The sequence below is a fragment of the Mixta gaviniae genome (genome assembly GCF_002953195.1).
Taxonomy (GTDB): Bacteria; Pseudomonadota; Gammaproteobacteria; order Enterobacterales; family Enterobacteriaceae; genus Mixta; species Mixta gaviniae.
In genome coordinates, this window is sequence record NZ_CP026377.1 from 3,326,027 (window position 1) to 3,341,379 (window position 15,353).

Annotated in this window: 12 protein-coding genes; 7 read left to right on the forward strand and 5 right to left on the reverse strand. The window is 60.2% G+C overall.

What is annotated here, in order from left to right; translation table 11 throughout:
* Positions 1 to 6: 6 nt before the first annotated feature.
* Positions 7 to 1,404, reverse strand: a complete 1,398-nt coding sequence (locus C2E15_RS15590) for a NarK family nitrate/nitrite MFS transporter (protein WP_104958178.1) — start codon at positions 1,402 to 1,404, stop codon at positions 7 to 9.
* 367 nt (positions 1,405 to 1,771) lie between these two features.
* Here C2E15_RS15590 and narL point away from each other — a divergent pair, with 367 nt between their 5' ends.
* Positions 1,772 to 2,425: a two-component system response regulator NarL gene (gene narL, locus C2E15_RS15595; RefSeq protein ID WP_104958179.1), complete on the forward strand. Its 654-nt coding sequence runs from the start codon at positions 1,772 to 1,774 to the stop codon at positions 2,423 to 2,425.
* Between the two features lie 153 nt (positions 2,426 to 2,578).
* On the opposite strand, the gene ansP is transcribed toward narL, so the two are convergent.
* Complete coding sequence (ansP, locus tag C2E15_RS15600; protein WP_104958180.1) at positions 2,579 to 4,081, reverse strand: L-asparagine permease; 1,503 nt, start codon at positions 4,079 to 4,081, stop codon at positions 2,579 to 2,581.
* A 512-nt stretch (positions 4,082 to 4,593) separates the two neighbouring features.
* Here ansP and narQ point away from each other — a divergent pair.
* From narQ to acrD, 3 genes are all read left to right on the forward strand, one after another.
* Positions 4,594 to 6,288: a nitrate/nitrite two-component system sensor histidine kinase NarQ gene (narQ, locus tag C2E15_RS15605; protein ID WP_104958181.1), complete on the forward strand. Its 1,695-nt coding sequence runs from the start codon at positions 4,594 to 4,596 to the stop codon at positions 6,286 to 6,288.
* A gap of 60 nt (positions 6,289 to 6,348) precedes the next feature.
* Positions 6,349 to 6,981: a response regulator gene (locus tag C2E15_RS15610; protein ID WP_104958182.1), complete on the forward strand. Its 633-nt coding sequence runs from the start codon at positions 6,349 to 6,351 to the stop codon at positions 6,979 to 6,981.
* 201 nt (positions 6,982 to 7,182) lie between these two features.
* A complete protein-coding gene (acrD, locus tag C2E15_RS15615) occupies positions 7,183 to 10,296 on the forward strand; it encodes a multidrug efflux RND transporter permease AcrD (protein ID WP_104958183.1) in 3,114 nt (1,037 codons plus the stop codon).
* Between the two features lie 149 nt (positions 10,297 to 10,445).
* Here acrD and ypfM read toward each other — a convergent pair whose 3' ends face one another.
* Positions 10,446 to 10,505: a protein YpfM gene (gene ypfM, locus C2E15_RS22365; protein ID WP_146108577.1), complete on the reverse strand. Its 60-nt coding sequence runs from the start codon at positions 10,503 to 10,505 to the stop codon at positions 10,446 to 10,448.
* A 296-nt stretch (positions 10,506 to 10,801) separates the two neighbouring features.
* Here ypfM and C2E15_RS15620 point away from each other — a divergent pair, with 296 nt between their 5' ends.
* From C2E15_RS15620 to C2E15_RS15630, 3 genes are read left to right on the forward strand one after another with little or no spacing between them, the layout of a single operon-like run.
* The gene (locus tag C2E15_RS15620; RefSeq protein ID WP_104958184.1) at positions 10,802 to 11,185 is read left to right on the forward strand and encodes an ArsC family reductase; all 384 of its coding nucleotides are present in this window, start codon (positions 10,802 to 10,804) and stop codon (positions 11,183 to 11,185) included.
* Between the two features lies 1 nt (position 11,186).
* Positions 11,187 to 12,314 carry a succinyl-diaminopimelate desuccinylase gene (dapE, locus tag C2E15_RS15625; protein WP_104958185.1) on the forward strand — a complete coding sequence of 376 codons (1,128 nt, stop codon included), beginning with the start codon at positions 11,187 to 11,189 and terminating at the stop codon, positions 12,312 to 12,314.
* Between the two features lie 22 nt (positions 12,315 to 12,336).
* Positions 12,337 to 12,528, forward strand: coding sequence for a YpfN family protein (locus tag C2E15_RS15630; protein WP_104958186.1), 192 nt, complete (start codon positions 12,337 to 12,339; stop codon positions 12,526 to 12,528).
* Positions 12,529 to 12,563: 35 nt separating this feature from the next.
* On the opposite strand, the gene ypfH is transcribed toward C2E15_RS15630, so the two are convergent.
* Together ypfH and C2E15_RS15640 are read right to left on the reverse strand one after the other, a co-directional pair.
* Positions 12,564 to 13,262: an esterase gene (gene ypfH / locus C2E15_RS15635; protein WP_104958187.1), complete on the reverse strand. Its 699-nt coding sequence runs from the start codon at positions 13,260 to 13,262 to the stop codon at positions 12,564 to 12,566.
* A gap of 84 nt (positions 13,263 to 13,346) precedes the next feature.
* The gene (locus C2E15_RS15640) at positions 13,347 to 15,353 is read right to left on the reverse strand and encodes a tRNA(Met) cytidine acetyltransferase TmcA (RefSeq protein WP_342747442.1); all 2,007 of its coding nucleotides are present in this window, start codon (positions 15,351 to 15,353) and stop codon (positions 13,347 to 13,349) included.

Genomic DNA, 15,353 nt, shown 5'->3' on the forward strand with positions numbered 1-15,353 from the left:
TGGCGGTTAACGCGCCGCTTTACGGCCATAAACCAGCCAGGTGATCAAAATGCACACGACATAGAACACCAGGAAGATTTTCATGGCGCCGGCCGGCGATCCGGTCATCGCCAGAGAGAGGCCGAAGGTTTGCGGAATAAAGAAGCCGCCCGCCGCGCCAATCGCGGAGATAAAGCCGAGCGCCGCCGCGGTATCCGTCACCGCTTCCTGCTGCGCTTCTTTATCGCTGCCGCCGCGCGCTTTTACCTGATCCCAGGTGATTTTGCGGAAAATAACCGCGATCATCTGATAGGTCGAACCGCTGCCGAGGCCGGCAGTTAAGAACAGCACCATAAAGATGCCGAAGAACAGCGGGAAGGATCCCGCTTCGCCCTCTGCCGGCAGCGCCAGGAACAGCAGCGCGGTAAACAGCGCCATGGCGATAAAGTTAATCAGCGTCACCCGTACGCCGCCGAAGCGGTCGGAGATCACCCCGCCGGCCGAGCGCGCCAGCGCGCCGAGCAGCGGGCCGAAGAAGGCATACTTCATGATCACAATATCCGGGAACTGCGTTTTCGACAGCATGGCGAAACCGGCGGAAAAACCGATAAAAGATCCGAACGTGGCGAGATAGAGCAGGCTCAGCCCCCACAGATGCGCGCGCTTCAGTACCGGCAGCTGCTGGCGCAGCGAGGCCTTCGAGGCGGCGAGATCGTTCATGCCGAACCAGGCGGCAAGCGTGGCGATAAACAGCAGCGGCACCCAAATCCAGGCGGCATTTTCCAGCCACATTGGGCTACCGTCGAGGGTGGCCTGCTGCTGGCCGCCGAAGAAATCGAAAATGGCGAAGGAGATGGCTACCGGCGCCAGCAGCTGCATTACGCTGACGCCGAGGTTGCCCAGGCCGCCGTTAATGCCCAGCGCGCCGCCCTGCTGCGCCTTCGGAAAGAAGAAGCTGATATTGCCCATGCTGGAGGCGAAGTTCGCCCCGGCGAAGCCGCACAGCAGAGAGATGGTGACGAAAATAGCGAATGGCGTCTGCGGATCCTGCACGGCGAAACCGAGCCACAGGCAGGGCAGCAGCAGAAAGCCGGTGCTGAAAGCGGTCCAGCGGCGGCCGCCGACTAAGGGAATGACAAACGAATAAGGGACGCGCAGAATAGCGCCGGAAACCGAGGGCAGCGCAGTTAACAGGAAAAGCTGATCGGTCGTAAAGTTAAAGCCGACCTTGTTTAAGTTAACGGCAACGGTGCTGAACAGCATCCAGACGCAGAAGGCCAACAGCAGGCAAAATACGGAAATCCACAGGTTACGGCTGGCAATACGTTTACCGTACTGCTGCCAGAATTGGGCATCTTCCGGCCGCCAGTCCTGAATCACGGCGCCCGACGCTTTTTTTTCTGATGGCGTGGCTAAATTTGACATAACAACCCCGGTGAAGGAATGAAAACTGCGCACATCCTGCCGGGTCGCTTAGCGTGCGGAGTTGACATAAATCAACGGGGAAACAGTTAGTTTCCGCCTGCAATTGTATCCAGTCTACTAAATGAGTAGCGACTGTGGCATGATTATTAGCCTAAAAAACAACAGATTAAAATCTTACCCCTGCCTTTATAATGGATTTAACGCGAATTTTGTTCCATTGGTGATACTCCTTTAGAGGTATAAGGAAAACATTAAGAATAATGAAAAATAGCGGTCGCCAGGCCTCCCTGCGCCTGAGAATCGATCTCTGGTCACGCTTTATCCGACCTTGCCGCTGCCGTCGACACCCTGATTAACCGGAGCCAGTATGACTACCCATGACGCCGCCACCATTCTTCTGATTGACGATCATCCCATGCTGCGTAATGGCGTTAAGCAGCTTATCAGCCTTGATCCGCAGCTGCAGGTGATTGCTGAGGCAGGCAACGGCGAACAGGGCATTGCGCTGGCCGAACAGCACGATCCCGACCTGATTCTGCTCGATTTGAATATGCCGGGCATTAACGGGCTGGAGACGCTGGACCGGCTGCGGCGCATCGACCTGTCAGGCCGCATCGTGGTGTTTACCGTCTCTAATGACGAAGAGGATGTGGTCAGCGCGCTGAAGCGCGGCGCAGATGGTTATCTGCTGAAGGATATGGAGCCGGAGGCGCTACTGACCGCGCTGCATCAGGCGGCGGCTGGCCAGATGGTGTTAAGCGATGCCCTGACCACGGTGTTGATCAGCAGCCTGCGCGAAACGCCACCGGCAGCACAGCGCGATATCCAGCAGCTGACGCGCCGGGAACACGATATTCTGCGGCAAATTGCCCGCGGCCTGCCCAATAAAACTATCGCCCGCAAGCTCAACATCACCGAAAGCACGGTGAAGGTGCATGTAAAACACCTGCTGAAAAAACTGCAGCTGAAATCGCGCGTCGAGGCGGCAGTCTGGTATTTGCAGAATAAAACCGGGGCGTAGGCGGCAGCGGTCACGGGCAGAATAAACCGGGGCATACATGGCAGCCGGGTGTTTGCAGCCGACACCGGAACCGTCAGCGGCGCGGAGAAGTTAACGGGATAAGGCGGGAGAAAAGCGGCGGACGACCGGTTCGTCGTCCGCCGCAGCAACAGCTTATTTAGAAGGATGCTCGTTCAGCGTGGCCTGCTGCTCTGAAGCGGCAGGTTCCTGATGCTCATGTTCCGTCATCGCGACCGCGTGAACGCGTTTGCGCACGCCGAACCAGCCCAGCACCAGCACCAGAGCAATCAGCGGAATGGACGCCACGGTAAAGGTGCCGTTCGGGTAGTCGAATGCCATCAGCACCAGTACGCTGAGCAGGAACAGCAGCGTCAGCCAGGAAGTGACCGGCGCGCCCGGCAGCTTGAAGCTGACATCATCCGCCTTGCCCTCTTTGATCGCCTTACGCAGACGCATCTGGCAGACAATGATAAAGGCCCAGGTGGAGAGAATACCCAGCGACGCGATATTCAGCACGATCTCAAACACCTGCGACGGCACGTAGTAGTTCAGCACCACCCCCACCACATAAACAGCAATGGTCACCAGAATACCGGCGTACGGCACCTGCTGGCTGCTCATTTTCGACAGCGCCTGCGGCGCGGAGCCGCCCATCGCCATCGAGCGCAGAATGCGTCCGGTGGAGTAGAGGCCGGAGTTAAGGCTCGACAGGGCGGCGCTCAGCACCACGATGTTCATAATGCTGCCGATATAGGGCACGCCCAGCTTAGAGAAGAAGGTGACAAACGGGCTCTGTCCCGCCTGGTAAGCGTTCCAGGGCAGCAGCAGTACCAGCAGCACTACGGAGCCGACATAGAACAGGCCGATACGCCAGATGACGCTGTTGATCGCCTTTGGCAGCACTTTTTTCGGCTCTTTACACTCGCCGGCGGCGATGCCCACCAGCTCGATCGAGGCGAAGGCGAAGACCACGCCCTGCACCAACACCAGCGCCGGCAGCAGCCCGTGCGGGAACATCCCGCCGTTATCGGAAATAAGATGGAAACCGGTGGCATTGCCATCCAGCGGCTTGCCGCTGCCAAGGAAGACCACGCCAACCACGAGGAAAATGGCGATCGCCAGCACTTTCACCAGCGCGAACCAGAACTCCATTTCAGCGAACCACTTCACGCCGATCAGGTTCATGGTGCCGACAATGGCCAGCGCGCCGAGCGCGAACACCCATTGCGGCACATCGCCGAACGCGCCCCAGTAGTGCATATAGAGCGCTACCGCGGTGATATCGACGATGCCGGTCATCGCCCAGTTGACGAAATACATCCAGCCGGCAACGTAGGACGCCTTTTCGCCCAGGAACTCACGCGCATAAGAAACAAAGCTGCCGCTGGAGGGCCGGTGCAATACCAGCTCGCCTAACGCACGCAGAATAAAGAAGGAGAATATGCCGCAGACGAGATACACCAGCGCCAGCGCCGGACCGGCAGCCTGTAAGCGCCCGCCCGCACCGAGGAACAGACCGGTACCGATAGCGCCGCCGATGGCAATCATCTGCACCTGACGGTTGCCCATCGCCTTGTGGTAGCCAGCATCGTGTGAATTCAGCCAGCGTCTTCTGGCAGCGCGCTGTTCCGCTGCCGTTTTCTTGGTTGCTTTCATTGCCTTTCCTGTTGTCCTGTCCGATAAAGGAGCTTCTGTCCGCTCAGCCCATTCTTCCTTAATAACCAAACGTTTGCGTTACAGGGAGTCCTGGGGGTAAATCCGCTGAAGATCTGGGTGTTGTAATGTGGCGACACAGCGGATTTACGGCGATGAATCCTAACCGTTCTCTTGTGGGGAAGCAAAACCCCAACAGCGAAATTTTTTACTCTTTTGTAATTTTTGTGGCACAACCTAAAAAGCGACAACGCCGTGCTGGCGCTGGCGTAAAAGCGGGATCTCATCGTGTGCGCCGTCAGAAAAGTAACGCGCAAGTTAACGCCCGGTTACGAAAAGTGTGGTCAGTGCCGCGCTGCTCAAAGCGGCGCTCCCGCGCGGAAGCATAATCTCTTTCGCCGCCGACGATAAAGCCGCCTGCCACGCGTTTTCCTGCTGCTAATTTGACTTGACACCGCTGCGTCCTCTGCCGTTTCAGGCTATGATGAGCGCTCTTTTTCGAGTTAAGTTTTCTCATGTTGAAACGTTCCGTTACCAGTCCTATCGCGCGTGCGCTGGCCGGCATCGTCATTCTGTCGGTGCTTTCCACCGGCCTGGCGCTGCTGACCCTGGCCGGCAGCCTGCGCGACGCGGAGATGATCAATCTCGCCGGCTCACTGCGTATGCAGAGCTATCGCCTGGCGTGGGATGCCGATACCCGCTCTCCGGAACTGGCGGCGCATCTGCATGCCTATCAGCAGTCACTGAACGCGCCGGTGCTACAGCATCTGAGCCGCTTTTACGTACCGCAGAACGTGCGTAACCGCTACGGTCAGCTGAAAGTCAGCTGGACCCTGCTGCAGGCGGATCTGCTGAGCGGCGAGCCGCAGCGCTATTCGCAGCATGTGGCGCGCTACGTTGGCGAAATCGATCGCTTCGTCTACGATCTGCAACGCTACGCGGAGCGTAAAATGCAGCTGGTGGCGCTGGCCAGCGCGATTGGCTTTATCGCTATCGTCGCCCTCGCCTTCTGGACCATTCGCCTGACGCGCCGTCAGGTAGTCAAACCACTGAATCAACTGGCACAGGCCAGCCGCTATATTGAGCAAGGCAACTTCCACTATCCGCCGCTGGACACCTCGCTGAGTAATGAGCTGGGGCTGCTGGCCAATGCTTTTAACCGCATGTCAGGCGAGCTGGAACGCCACTACAGCGAGCTGGAAAACACCGTCAAGGCGCGTACCGCCGATCTGCTGGCGGCCAATCAAACCCTGACCATCCTCTATGAGGCGTCGCAGGCGCTGGCGGTCAGCAGTCTGGGTCAGCCGACCATCACCGAGGTGATGGAGATTGTTTTCCGGCGCGCGAAGCTGACCGCGCTGGCGCTGGACGCCGGCGAAAGCTGGCAGTTCTCACTGGGCACGCCGCAGCCCGATAAAGCCTGGCAGCGTTTAACCCTGCAGCAGGAGAATCAGCCCGGCGGCGAGCTGCGCTGGCAGGAAGGGGATCGGCAGACGCCCGCGCCGCTGATGCAGAGCGTCGGCAATTTGCTGGCGCGCGCGATCTGGATCCATCAGGCGCAAAAGCAGCAGCAACAGCTGCTGCTGATGGAGGAGCGCGCCACTATCGCGCGCGAGCTGCATGATTCGCTGGCGCAGGCGCTCTCTTTTCTGCGTATCCAGCTGACGCTGTTGAAGCGCACCATCACGCCGGAGCAGCAGCCGGCGCAGCAGATTATCGGCGATTTCGATCGGGCGCTGGCGGAAGCCTATCGCCAGCTGCGCGAGCTGCTGAACACCTTTCGTCTGTCGGTGGATGAAGCCTGCCTGCCGGCGGCGCTGCAGGCGATGCTGACGCCGCTGCAGCAGCAGACCTCCGCCGAAATCGCGCTGCACTGCGCATCAAGTTTTGACGCGCTGACGGCGCAGCAGCAGGTGCATGTTCTGCAGATCGTACGCGAAGCGGTGCTGAACGCGATTCGCCACGCCAATGCCAGCCATATTGAGGTAAGCTGCGCCACGCTGGAAAACGGCGAACACCATATCAGCATCAGCGATGACGGCTGCGGACTCGCCTCCGTTGAGGAGCCGGCCGGCCATTATGGCCTGACAATTATGCATGAGCGGGCGCAGCGGCTCGGCGGGACACTGCGGATGGAGACCACGCCTGCGGCCGGAACGCGGCTGCTGTTGCGTTTCCCCGCGCAGGCGGCAGAAACAGTAACGGGATAATCCCCTGATTATCATTTTTATTCAGCCAGCCGAGGCTGGCGCTCTATGCCTGGGAGTACCATGGACAATCGACATTTTACCGTGATGCTGGTCGACGATCACCCGCTGATGCGGCGGGGCATTCGTCAGCTGCTGGAGCTGGACCGCCATTTTGATGTGGTGGCCGAAGCCAACAACGGCACCGAGGCGCTGGCGGAAGCCAGTCGGCTGTCGCCGGACGTGATCCTGCTGGATCTGCATATGAAAGGCATGTCCGGGCTTGATACGCTGAAGGCGCTGCGCAATGAGGGCGTGGCGGCGCGCATTCTGGTGCTGACGGTTTCCGATACACGCAGCGATATTTACGCCATGCTGGACGCCGGCGCGGACGGCTATCTGCTGAAAGACAGCGAGCCGGAAGTGCTGCTGCAGCAAATTATCGACGGCGCGCAGGGCGCCAATGTCTACAGCAGCGTGGTACGCGATTATCTGCTGACCCGCGCCCACAGCGCCAACCCGTTCCAGACGCTGACCGAGCGCGAGCTGGACGTGCTGCAGGAGGTGGCGCGCGGCCTCTCCAACAAAGAGATCGCCGCCGCGCTGCATATTTCGGAAGAGACGGTGAAGGTGCATATCCGCAACTTCCTGCGTAAGCTGGATGTGCGGTCGCGCGTGGCCGCCACCGTGCTGTGGCTGGAGAATAAACACCGTTGATGCCCGGCGTTTCGGCACGATAATTTACATTTTCTCCTCTTTTTCTCCACGATTCTTCCTCCGGGGACGCGTAAAGTGATGCGACATCCGATCGCACTGAATCGATTAACACATCACCCTGCATAACCTGTCCGTCGCGGCGCCAACGCGGCCGGCAGGTTGGTTTCCGTTGATCACATCGTATTGAGGAGTGCCGCTGTAATGGCGAATTTTTTTATTGACCGCCCAATCTTTGCCTGGGTGCTGGCAATAATGATGTGCCTGACCGGCGCGCTGGCGATCATCTCATTGCCGGTGGAGCAGTATCCCGATCTCGCCCCGCCTAACGTACGCATCACGACGAACTACCCCGGCGCCTCGGCAGAGACGCTGGAAAATACGGTGACGCAGATTATCGAGCAGAGCATGACCGGCATTGATAACCTGATGTATATGTCGTCACAGAGCAGCAACACCGGCCAGGCGACCATCACCCTCACCTTTACCGCCGGCACCAACCCCGACGAGGCGCGTCAACAGGTGCAGAATCAGCTGCAGTCGGCGCTGCGCAAGCTGCCGCAGGCGGTGCAGCAGCAAGGGGTGACAGTTAATAAAACCGGCGAAAGCAATATCCTGATGCTGGCGTTTGTCTCAACAGACGGCAGCATGGATAAGCAGGATATCGCCGACTACGTCGCCAGCAATCTTCAGGACCCGCTCAGCCGCATCAGCGGCGTCGGCCAGGTAGATGCCTACGGCACCCAATATGCGATGCGTATCTGGCTCGATCCCAATCAGCTGATTAAATACGCGTTGACCACGCAGGATGTGGTGAGCGCGATTCAATCGCAGAATAGCCAGGTGGCGGTCGGCCAGGTCGGCGGCACGCCGTCGGTCGATAATCAGGCGCTCAACGCCACCGTCAACTCGCAGTCGCTCCTGCAAACCCCGGAACAGTTCAAAGCGATTACCCTACGCACTAACCGCGACGGTTCAGTCGTGACGCTGGGCGATGTCGCTGAAGTGGCGCTGGGCGCGGAAAAATATGACTACCTCAGCCGCTATAACGGTATGGCGGCCTCCGGCCTCGGCGTGAAGCTCGCTTCCGGCGCCAACGAGCTGGAGACCGATCGGCTGGTGCGGGCGCGGGTTGAAGAGCTGTCGCGCTACTTTCCGCACGGGCTGGAGGCGAAAGTCGCCTATGAGACCACGCCGTTCGTCACCGCGTCTATCCGCGACGTGGTAAAAACCCTGCTGGAAGCGGTGCTGCTGGTCTTCCTGGTGATGTACCTGTTTATGCAGAACTTCCGCGCTACGCTGATCCCGACGATAGCGGTGCCGGTGGTGCTGTTGGGCACCTTCTCAGTACTGTATCTCTGCGGTTTCAGCATCAACACCCTGACCATGTTCGCCATGGTGCTGGCGATCGGGCTGCTGGTGGATGACGCTATCGTGGTGGTGGAAAACGTCGAGCGCATCATGAGCGAAGAGGGCCTTTCGCCGCGCGAGGCGACGCGTAAATCGATGGGGCAAATACAGGGCGCGCTGGTGGGGATTACGCTGGTGCTTTCCGCAGTGTTCGTGCCGATGGCCTTTTTCGGCGGCACGGTCGGCGCTATCTACCGTCAGTTTTCCATTACTGTGGTTTCGGCGATGGTGCTGTCGGTGCTGGTGGCGATGATATTGACGCCGGCGCTCTGCGCCTCGCTGCTAAAACCGGTCACGCCTGGCCATCATCACCAGCGGCGCGGCTTCTTCGGCGGGTTTAACCGGCTGTTCGCACGCAATACCCAGCGCTATGAGCGCAGTGTGGGGAAAATTCTGCATCAGAGCGGACGCTGGCTGCTGATCTATCTCGCGATTATCGCCCTGATGGCATTCCTGTTCCTGCGCCTGCCCACCTCTTTCCTGCCGCTGGAAGATCGCGGCATCTTTACCACCCAGGTGCAGCTGCCGCCCGGCTCGACGCAGCAACAAACGCTAAAAGTCGTGGAGAAGGTGGAGAACTATTACATGACCCACGAACGGGAGAATATCGAATCGGTGTTCGCGACCGTGGGTTCCGGCCCGGGCGGCAATGGCCAGAACGTGGCGCGTCTGTTTGTGCGCCTTAAAAACTGGGAGACGCGCGCCGATGCCGATCGCACCTCTTTCGCCATTATCGAACGCGCCACGCAAGCCTTCCGCCAGATTAAAGAAGCGCGCGTGATCGCCAGCAGCCCGCCGGCCATCACCGGTATGGGCAGCTCTGCCGGTTTCGATATGGAACTGCAGGATCATGCCGGGATCGGCCATACGCAGCTGATGGCGATGCGCGATCGCCTGCTGGCGCTGGCGGCGCAGGATCCGCGCCTGGCGCGCGTGCGCCACAACGGGCTGGATGATAGCCCGCAGCTGCGCATCGATATCGATCAGCGTAAAGCGCAGGCGCTGGGCGTCGCCATTGACGATATCAACGACACGCTGAAAACCGGCTGGGGCTCAACCTATGTTAACGATTTTATCGATCGGGGGCGCGTGAAGAAGGTCTATGTGCAGGCGGCGGCGAAATATCGCATGCTGCCGGACGACATTAACAAATGGTACGTACGCAACAGCTCAGGCGGCATGGTGCCGTTCAGCGCGTTCGCCAAAACCAGCTGGGAAACTGGCTCGCCGCGCCTGGAGCGCTATAACGGCTACGCGGCACTGGAAATTGTCGGTGAAGCGGCGCCCGGCGTCAGCACCGACGCCGCGATGAATGTCATGGAACAGCTGGTGAGCCAGCTGCCGTCTGGCGTCGGCCTGCAGTGGACCGGCGCCTCGCTACAGGAGCGGCTCTCCGGCTCGCAGGCACCGATGCTCTACACCCTTTCGCTGCTGGTGGTCTTTCTCTGTCTGGCGGCGCTCTATGAGAGCTGGTCGATTCCGTTTGCCGTAATGCTGGTGGTGCCGCTGGGCGTGGTGGGCGCCCTGATCGCCACCTGGGCGCGCGGGCTGGAAAACGATGTCTATTTCCAGGTGGGGCTGTTAACGGTGATCGGCCTGTCGGCGAAAAACGCCATCCTGATCGTGGAGTTTGCTAACGATATCAACAGCCGCGGTGGCGATCTGCTTGCCGCCACGCTGGAAGCGTCGCGCCAGCGCCTGCGTCCGATATTAATGACCTCGCTGGCATTTGTGTTCGGCGTGTTACCGATGGCGATCAGTAACGGCGCGGGTTCCGGTAGCCAACATGCGGTCGGCACTGGCGTCATGGGCGGCATGATCTCCGCTACGCTGCTGGCGATATTTTTTGTGCCGTTATTTTTTGTATTAATTCGACGCCGCTTCCCGCTAAAAATAAAGCCGGCGTAAAGCGCGTAATAAGAAAATAATACTAATGCATTAAGGATGCATAAATAATAAAGGCAGCCGACGGATCGGCTGCCTTCTCTATTTTTTTACGGACTGTCAGATGCAAAGACGATTGCTGTGGTCGTCACGCGTATCTTTATAGGGCTTAATTACTTGCGTAACATCGCGTCGATAAAGTCTTTCCAGTTCCCCAGTTCTAAGTCAATCATATCTACCTCTCTTGTTATTAAGGCTTATTTTACGCCCGTTTTTGCAGCAAGTGAATATGCTGTTTCTGATATTGCTATCGGAAAAAGTCCGAAAAACTTTAGTCATTTATTAAAATGAGAGCTGACGCACAATTCAGCAAATTAGTTAATTCCTTTAATGATTAATTAAATAATTCCTGACGTTTGAAAGGCTTTATCAAGTGCCTCGCCGCCGCCCTGACCGTAATCGATTCTGGATCCTGGCCGCGAGGTAATGCATTATTCATTAACGATATTTTCTGAAAACGAGACCCAACATGACGCAGCATCCGTCGTCCGCTCCCTTTACTCTGTATGGCATCAAGAATTGCGACACCATTAAAAAAGCACGCCGCTACCTGGCGGCGCAACAGGTCGCACATCACTATCACGACTACCGCGCCGACGGCCTGACGGCCGAACGCCTGCAGGGCTTTATCGATTCGCTTGGCTGGCAGGCGCTGCTGAATACGCGCGGCACCACCTGGCGCACGCTGTCGGAAGAGGAGAAGGCGGCGGTGGATAATGCGCAAGCGGCGGCGGCACTGATGCTGGCGCAGCCCGCGTTGATCAAACGGCCATTGCTCGCCGCCGCAGACGGATCTATGCTGCTGGGCTTTAACGAAACCGACTACCAGCAGTTTATTCAGGAGAAGTCATAATATGTATTGTCCGGTTATTGAGCTGGCGCAGCAGCTCATTCGTCGCCCTTCACTCAGCCCGGATGATGCCGGATGCCAGGCGCTTATGATTGAACGCCTGCAGGCGATTGGCTTCACTGTCGAGCCGGTTAATATTGCCGATACGCAAAACTTCTGGGCGTGGCGCGGCCAGGGCGAAACTCTGGCCTTCGCCGGCCATACTGATGTGGTGCCGCCTGGCGACGTCAGCCGCTGGATCAACCCACCGTTCGAACCCACCATCCGCGATGGTATGCTGTTTGGCCGCGGTGCCGCCGATATGAAAGGCTCACTGGCGGCGATGGTGGTGGCGGCGGAGCGTTTTGTCGCCGCCAATCCGCATCATCGCGGACGTCTGGCGTTTCTGATTACCTCCGATGAAGAGGCGAACGCCACGCACGGCACCGTCAAGGTGGTGGAACACCTGATGGCGCGCCACGAGCGGCTCGATTACTGCCTGGTGGGCGAACCGTCCAGCACCGTGCAGGTGGGCGACGTGGTAAAAAACGGCCGGCGCGGCTCGATCACCGCCAACCTGACCATCCATGGCGTGCAGGGGCATGTCGCCTATCCGCATCTGGCGGATAATCCGGTGCATCGCGCCCTACCCGCGCTAAACGAACTGGTCGCTACCGAGTGGGATAGCGGTAACGCATTTTTCCCGCCGACCAGCATGCAGATCGCCAATGTTCAGGCCGGCACCGGCAGCAACAATGTTATTCCGGGCGAGCTGTTCGTGCAGTTTAACTTCCGCTTCAGCACCGAGCTGACCGACGGCGATATTCGTCAGCGCGTCGAGGCGCTGCTGGAACGCCACCAGTTGCCCTATACCATCGAGTGGAAACTCTCCGGTCAGCCCTTCCTGACTTCACGCGGGCGCCTGGTCGATGCGGTAATCAACGCCGTTGAACACTATACTGAAACCAGGCCTGAACTGCAGACCACGGGCGGCACCTCCGACGGTCGCTTTATCGCCCGCATGGGCGCCCAGGTGGTTGAACTGGGCCCGGTAAACGCCACCATTCATAAAATCAATGAGTGCGTGAAGGCGTCCGATCTGCAGCTGCTGAGCCGTATGTATCAACGCATCATGGAACAACTGATCGCATAAGCGTCCCTCAGGAGGAGCCATCATGGAATGGGTAAAAGAGTACTGGTGGATCATTGTGATCCTGTTGCTGGTCGGCGTGCTGATGAATGTCTATAAAGATTTAAAGCGTATCGACCATAAGAAATATATGGCCAATAAGCCCGATCTGCCGCCCCACCGCGATTTCAACGATAAGTGGGACGATGACGACGACTGGCCGAAGAAGAAGAAATAGCCCTCACAGGGGCAGCAACGCTGCCCCTTCCCGCCTTACATCAGCGTAATGACATCCCCCTCTCCCGGCTTGCCGCCGCTGAGCGCCTCTTCAAAGTAGCGGCGCGGCACGGTGTAGCGCAGATGATCCAGCGCCAGATTCATGCTGCGCTGATCGATGGCGTGCGGCAGATCCTCGACGATATCGAGCGTCACGTCGCCCCCCAGCGAGGTCAGACGCGCGGCCGCCTGCTGCGCCAGCTCCGCCTGATAGATCTCATCATCTTCGCCGTGGATCAGATGAATGGTCGTTTTCGCCGTCGCCTCCTCCGGCAGGCTGGCGTAGCGCCCGCTGAACGCCACAATACGGCCCGCCAGCGCCGGCTGCGCCTTGCTGCCTTCCAGCACCATCACGCTGCCCTGGGAAAATCCGATCAGCGCCGTGGCCGCGGGCGCAATGCCGCTGTGCCGCTGCCACTCGCTGACCGACTGCAGGAACAGCGGCATCACTTCATCTACTCGCTGCTGCAGGCTGGCGTCGTGCAGAGCGGATTCACTGTACCACTGACGCCCCGGCGCCTGGCCGCCCGGCTCCGGGCCGCCGACGCTGATGACCAGCGCCTGCGGGAACACGTCGGCAAACCAGCCGCCGATTTCACCCATCGAAACCGGGTTATCGCCGGCGGCGTGATAGAGCAGAAACAGCTGCTGCGGCGGCGTGGATGGGTTTTGTACGACAACATAGCTTAGATTCATATCATCTCCTCTCTTACCTTTAAGCGTAGATGATGATTCGCCGTTGCCCGCCTTGATCTCTGCGTCAGGCCTGACGCTGCCCGGTTATTCCGCCTCACCTCGCAGTTCGGCGAGGCGACGCCGCCAGCTGTCACAGCGCCCGGCATCACGCTGGCGCATCAGCCGTTGCGCCTCTGCGCGCCAGTGAGCCAACAACGCCTTGCGGCCGCTCAGCCCAAATGCGGCGGCCAGCGAGGCGGGCGGGCGCTGCTGAACGATGGCCTGATGCAGCGCCCGCCCGGCACACTCCGTTGCCAGCAGCAGCCGTCCCAGCGCAGGCAGGCTGACGTCAAAAGCGCGGTGGGCAAAGGCGAAGCCCGCCAGCGCGCGCCAGTCCTCGTCATCCAGCGACTGACGATCGTCGGGCGTCAGCGGGATCCTCTGCTCCAGCAGCGGCTGAAGCCAGTAGAGATCGCGTGCCAGCCGCCGCTCCGCCAGCTGGCTCAGCTGCCGCCCTGCCGCGCTGAGCGGCAACATCGCCATCGCGCTGTAACAGCCGCTGCTCGCCTCCCGCTGCGTGGCAATACGCGCCAGAGTAAAGCCGCTGCGGCACCAAAAGCGCCACAGCTCGTCGGTAAAACCAAAGCTGACAGAGAGATAATCCAGCCCTTGCGCCGCAGCCTGAGCGGCGGCCGCCTCGATCAGACGGCTGCCGATGCGCTGACGCCGCAGCCCCGGCGCGACGGCGATACGGCTGACACGTTGCGAACGCAGCTGCGCCGCTTCCGGAAAACCGGCGTGCGCGGCCAGCGACTGCGCGACCAGGCTGCCGCGCGGCCGCCGCAGACCGGCCCATACCTGCTGCGCCAGCGCGGCGGACAACCCGCCCTCCGCCACCAGCCACAGCGCGCCGGTGCTTTCGTCGTCAGGGCTTTCCGCCGTGAAAAAGCGTTGGCCCGGCGCATCCAGCATGCGGCGCAAATCGAGCGGCGTGGTGCGATAATGGGCGCTGGTCAGCAGCTGATAAAGGCGCAGCAGGCGGGCCGGGCTCCGGTCGCGCTCGCAGGGGATCACGTCAAATGTCCGCGCGGCGGCCACGCGCGGCGGTTGAACCTCATCCAGCAGTAGCGCGGCGTTCACTGCCCTTTCCAGCGGATCGCCCAGCCGCCAGCGCTGCGGCTCATCAAGCTGATAAAAATGCGCCTGCGGCAGCGAGGCGCAGAACTTCAGTAAAAAGCCGCGTCCGGTGCCTTCATAACCCTGCACGGTAGTGGTGAGCAATATCCTGGGAAAGCGCGTGACCAGGCGCTGTAGCAGCGGCGTCGGGATCGCCGCCGCCTCGTCGATGATCAGCCAGTCGGCATCAGGCGGCGCATCGTCGGCCAGCAGCGCATCGGGCGCGATAAAGGCGAAGCGCTCGCCGGCAAAGCGCGCCAGCACGGCGGTGGAGACTTTAGCCGGCGCGGTCACCAGGCAACGCCCCGGCCACTGCTGGATCAGCATGCCGGCCAGCGCGGATTTGCCGCGTCCGCGCGCGGCGGTCAACACATGGATACCGGGCGTGGCCTGGCGCAATTGCGCCAGCAGCGCCTGCTGCTGCTGTGCCCCGCCTGCCCGCCAGTCGCTTAGCGGCAATGACTGCGGCCAGCGCGGCGGCTGATGCTGCTGATGCAGCACTATCTGGGCATCGGTTAAAAAGTGCTGTTGCAGATGACGGATAAAACGTGGGGTGGCGATCGGCGTGTCGCATTCGCTCCAGCGCAGTGAATCGCTATCGGGCCGCTGCGGCCAGGACGCCCAGGGCGGCGTCAGCAACAGCAGCCAGCTGCCGGCGCTGAGCGTGCCAGAGAGGGCGGCGAAGGCTTCGCTGTGGAAGCCGTCACGGGCGTCAAAAATGGCGTGGCGGAACTCCTGCCCCAGCAAATTGCGCAGGACGCCAGGCGGCTGCGCCTCAGGCAGGTCGTCAGCCTCGCTGAGCGTTATCCACTCGCCGGCAAGCGCGGCGCGCCACTGCTGCGCCTGCTGGCAGCACCAGGCCGCCTCGCCGGAGAGTACCGCCAGCCGCCGGATGCCGGTACGCCGCATCCCGGCGGTAAGCGTCTCCAGAGTCAC